Annotated in this window: 1 protein-coding gene; it reads right to left on the bottom strand. The window is 62.2% G+C overall.

All coding sequences use genetic code 11. The annotated features are described in order from the left end of the window. On the bottom strand, positions 1 to 1,141 hold a 1,141-nt coding region (locus tag RBA40_RS33255), incomplete at its 3' end, for a hypothetical protein (protein WP_306653174.1). Positions 1,142 to 1,174: the final 33 nt, after the last annotated feature.

Raw genomic sequence — 1,174 nt, 5'->3', positions numbered from 1 at the left:
AATTCGTCAGACCTTTCATCGACGCCTCAATGGACCGCAGGGCGGCAAGCATGCCGCGATTGATTGGGATGAGGCTGCCGGAATGATCTTCCAGCAGCTCGAGCGAACGGACGATCGAATTCGACTTTGCTTCGGTATCGCCGAAGACTAACCCGGTACCCTGGAGCTTTTGCGCATCGGCGGCCGACTGCCCACCACCACTGCTGCTGCTCCCGGCAACAGCGAAGCCCAACGTGGCCATCACGGCCGCCATAGCGGCCATACGCGCCCATGCCGTGTATGGTTCGCCCTGCGCCTGCGTGGCAACGCCCACAGCGGCCGCTGCCGTGCCCTTCGCCATCGATGCCGCAACGTCCGGTCCCACGCTGGCGACAGTCGCTGCGGTTTCGGTGGCCTTGCTTGTGACGAACATGCTCGTGAACGCGGTCAGCAGCCCGCTCTTTGCCAGCATGTTCTGGATTGCAAGCGTCATTTCGTAGGCGCGGAACGCCTTCTCAGCGCCTTGCAACACCTTGTAGCCCGCCGTGTTTTCCTTGAAGAAACCCTTCGCGGCGCTGGCCATGTCGCCATACGAGCGCAATTGGAGCTGCGCGGACCGCTGCGCGGCGATCGCGTTGGCGCGTTGGATCATGGCCTGGTCGCCGCCAGCATCCTTGGTCGATTTTTTCAGTTCAGCATCGATGGCAGCCTGGGCGCGTGTGTAGCCCGACAGTACGGTGGTCAGCCCACCAATGGCCGTACCGACGCGGCCGAACGATTCGGCCATGCCCGCTGCGGCTGATTTCGTCACCTCGTCGATGGCGGTCATGATTTCCAACAGATCTTTGGCCGCCGCCACGCCGCCGGCGCCCCGGTCGAGCGCGACCTTCTTGCCCGTCAGTTCCTTAATCTTTTCCAGCTTCGCAATCTGCTCGTTCAAGGCGAACAGTTCAGCGTAGGTGGCGGGACCGGCGTCGAGCGCCGCCTGGGCTTTTGCAATCGCCAGGTCGACGACAGCAACCTCGGTCAGCCCGTACGTTTCGACCTGTTGCTGGAGCATCTTGGTCTGGTCGTCGAGCGCCTTCGTCTCGTTGTTGATGCGACTGAACATTTCGTCGTCCATCGCCGCCGATGCCTTTGCGACGCTGTCTTTCAGCGCCAAGGACTGAACCTGTGCGGCAATGGCGTCCTCTTG

Origin of the sequence: Massilia pseudoviolaceinigra, assembly GCF_030846505.1 — a bacterium.
Classification (GTDB): Bacteria; Pseudomonadota; Gammaproteobacteria; order Burkholderiales; family Burkholderiaceae_D; genus Telluria_A; species Telluria_A violaceinigra.
The sequence above is the reverse complement of the archived record's forward strand: the minus strand, read 5'-3'. Positions and strand labels throughout refer to the sequence as shown.